Origin of the sequence: Chamaesiphon sp. VAR_48_metabat_135_sub (assembly GCF_031418915.1) — a bacterium.
GTDB lineage: Bacteria > Cyanobacteriota > Cyanobacteriia > Cyanobacteriales > Chamaesiphonaceae > Chamaesiphon.
In genome coordinates this window covers 1-3,257 of sequence record NZ_JANOJV010000163.1, presented here as the reverse complement: position 1 = coordinate 3,257, position 3,257 = coordinate 1, and the positions used below count along the sequence as shown (strand labels likewise).

The following is a 3,257-nucleotide window of genomic DNA, read 5'->3' as shown; positions in this document are numbered from 1 at the left end:
GATGGCTACTCATTCACCAGATATCATTCAAGATCGCTGGGATCTAACAGTGGAGTTGAAAGGATCTGATAAATGAGAGAGTTTCTTACACCCGATCGCTTTGCTAATGAAATTAGACAGCAAAGATCGACTTTTAATGGTAGTTTCTTACTACTCGAAGGTAGTACGGACAAGGTATTTTATGAACGTTTTACCAATTGTGATGAATGTAAACTGAGAGTAGTATCTGGCAAGCCATCCAGCAAAAAGATCGTTATTCGGGTTCTAGAGATTTTGGATGAAGACAACTTTCAAGGTGCATTAGGTATCGTCGATGCAGACTTCGATCGCTGCTTGTCCCCACTACTCGATCGCAGCCCAAATTTAATCCTCACAGATACTCACGATCTGGAAACCTTAATAATTCAGTCACCCGCACTTGATAAATTATTATTAGAGTTCGGATCGGAGGAGAAAATTAGTAACCTCGATCGAGATCTTAGAACTATATTACTCCAATGTAGCCTGTCTATAGGTTATCTCCGCTGGTTATCTCAACTAGATGAATTGAACTTGACCTTTGAAGGTATTGAATTTAAGAAATTTATCAATGAGAAGACATTAAAGCTAAACGAAATCGATCTAATTAGGACAGTTCAAAACAAATCTCAATGTTTCACCATTAAGTGCGAGGTTATACAGCAGAAGATTCGCGATCTGACAAGAGAAGATTTAGATCCTTGGCAAGTTTGTTGTGGTCACGACTTGATAGAAGTATTATCTCTAGGACTGCAAAAAGCGATCGGCAGTTATGATACTAAAGAAGTTAAGAGGGATGTCTTGGAGCGTAGTTTGAGGCTTGCTTATGAAGCAGCTTATTTCCTCGATACCCAAATTTATATATCTGTGAGGGAATGGGAAAATTCTAATCCAGGCTATATAGTCTGGAGAATCGATCTAAAGTGACAATAAGGGAAAGGCATCATCTCCGTGAGATGATCGATCTTAGTATTTCAGGAGCCGGAACATTAGCAAGCTCCCTCGGCTCTAACTTATGCATCCCACCACCATATACCCTCCCCTCATCAACCATCACCTTCTCCGTAATCGCATTCAACGCTTCAAAAAATGTTGCCACCATTTCTGGATCTTTGGCGATAACAGCCGCTACTTCTGACTTTGGATAAAGAATCAGATACGAATTAGCAACGATCGCTTTTGAATGATTTAGAATAAATCGAAATGACTTCTTACCATTCTTGTCAGATCTACCCATGTATGTACAGTAGAAATGACTCTCAGCCCGATTTTCTTGTGCATACCAAAGCTTGCGACTTTTGCACAAATATCGATTGGCAACCCCTGTTTTAATTCCTATCTGAAGATATGCGTACAACTCAGGATAAAGCAGTTCAATTTCACTAATTGGCAACTTGCAATCAAGGACAAACAACCGAGGATCGATCGCGGGATATCCAAAAGCATCAGATTCTACTTCTATCCCTGAAAGGTGTCGCGGACTTGGTAAAATCGGTTTGATGCCAATTGCTGGATCGAGAAAGCGAATTTTCTCACTAGCTGGCATTAGCTTTAAAGTATTCCGAAGAATATCATTGGCCAGGATAGTCGGTGTCGAAAACTGTCCCAAAATATTGCGTTGCTCTTGGGTTTTAAGTAGATCGAGTTCTCGCTGAATAATCTGTCTCTGAGTTTCTACTTCCTCGATACATCTCATACTCAAAACCCAAATTGTGCTAGATCTTCAATCCGATGTTCCCAAACCCAATCAATACCTTCAGCCGCTTCATAACCCAAGTAACCTTACTCAATTAACCAACCAACAAACCCAACTCCAGAGCCAGATTGCCAAAAACCAACAAGATCTCGATCGAACCATTACCGATCTTACCGCCCTAGAACAAACCCTCCCCGCCCAAGAAGCCACCCTCGCCCAACATCACGCCGAACTAGCAGAACTCGAAAAATCAGGCGTACACAGCGATTGGCAAGCCATCCAGACAGAAATCAAATCGATTTCCCAAAGGGAGTGAAAACGCTGGTATTCGGTAAGTTTAATAAATAATTTAGGTGGAAATCCATATTCAGGAGGAGTGTAAAATGTAGCGATCGCTACATTTTACACTGTTTAGCGGAGAGAGCCGCAATCGCCAGGGCGGTTAGGACGTTTGCGAGGTTAGATCCCCGACTTCTTCGATAAGTCGGGGATCTGATATGTTCTAAAATATTAATCGGTTGCTTAAACCATTAGAAAAGAAGTTAATACTCACAACTTCCTCATATTCATTTGGTTCAATGGCTGTGGGTGAAGTCAAAGTTAATATAAATTTTTTGACAGCTAGATAACCTCTGGTAAATCTTCACAGCTTTATTTAGCGCAACTAACTTGAATAAAAACAATAAGAATTTATATGTGCCCTACCCCAATCTTCTGTCGAAATTGCCGCTTTTTTCAACCCGACGGTCGCCATCAGGGTCGATGCGATAAAATGAATGTCGGAGTCAAAGGTGATTGGAAAGCTTGCCAACTCGCGTTGTTAACATTTTGTGAGTTAGGGTAGTCTGTACCATGAGAGTTGCAAATTTTCAAGATCTCATCGAAATTATTTAACTTAAGTTGCTACCTACTAGAATGCTAACGATCGAAGGTAACTCATCCAGTAAAATAGATATTGTATTCATCCATTCTGCCATAGGTATTTGAGTTGCGCCGATCTGAAATTGGATCGCCCTACCTTGCGATTAATTTAGAAGCACGATAGGTGAGGGATTGACAGCAGTCTAACAGCAAAATGATCTTAACTGTGTAGCAGTGCGTTTAAACAGAAGGTACGGGTATGGGCAGTATTTCGACTTCAGACACGCTCACAACAGAACTGCATACCGCAATCGCCGATTTACGTCAGGTCGATCCTCTGGTTGGCTTATTCCGGTTTATGACGATTGGCGCGATCGTGATTGGTTTAATGGCACTAGCCTGGTCAGTCAACAATCTGTTTGCATTCATGGCAATTACGGCAATCGCTGGCATCTTTTATGTGTTCTGGATTATCTGTAGTCACGATACGGTTCACCACACCCTCACGGGCTGGCCGTGGTTTGAGACGATTTTGCCCCGCCTGACCACCTGGCCGATGTTCTGGCCCTATGGCACCTATACGCTGCTACATCGCTTGCATCACGGCTGGAATGGGATCGACCTGCGCGACCCAGAGCGCGTGCAGTGGACGCAAGATGAGTACCAGCGAGCAAATCCCCTT

The 3,257-nt window shown here is 42.4% G+C and carries 3 protein-coding genes and 1 pseudogene; 2 read left to right on the top strand and 2 right to left on the bottom strand.

Features of this window, described 5'->3' with window-relative positions:
* Window positions 1–72: 72 nt before the first annotated feature.
* Complete coding sequence (locus RMO55_RS11770; protein ID WP_310426744.1) at window positions 73–945, top strand: DUF4435 domain-containing protein; 873 nt, start codon at window positions 73–75, stop codon at window positions 943–945.
* A 16-nt stretch (window positions 946–961) separates the two neighbouring features.
* On the opposite strand, the gene RMO55_RS11765 is transcribed toward RMO55_RS11770, so the two are convergent.
* On the bottom strand, window positions 962–1,714 hold the full coding sequence (locus tag RMO55_RS11765; RefSeq protein ID WP_310426743.1) for a hypothetical protein: 753 nt from the start codon (window positions 1,712–1,714) through the stop codon (window positions 962–964).
* Window positions 1,715–1,716: 2 nt separating this feature from the next.
* A pseudogene (locus tag RMO55_RS22250) lies at window positions 1,717–1,800 on the bottom strand (XamI family restriction endonuclease); the annotation flags it as partial.
* Between the two features lie 1,034 nt (window positions 1,801–2,834).
* Here RMO55_RS22250 and RMO55_RS11755 point away from each other — a divergent pair.
* The coding region (locus RMO55_RS11755; RefSeq protein WP_310426741.1) for a fatty acid desaturase at window positions 2,835–3,257 on the top strand (423 nt) is incomplete at its 3' end.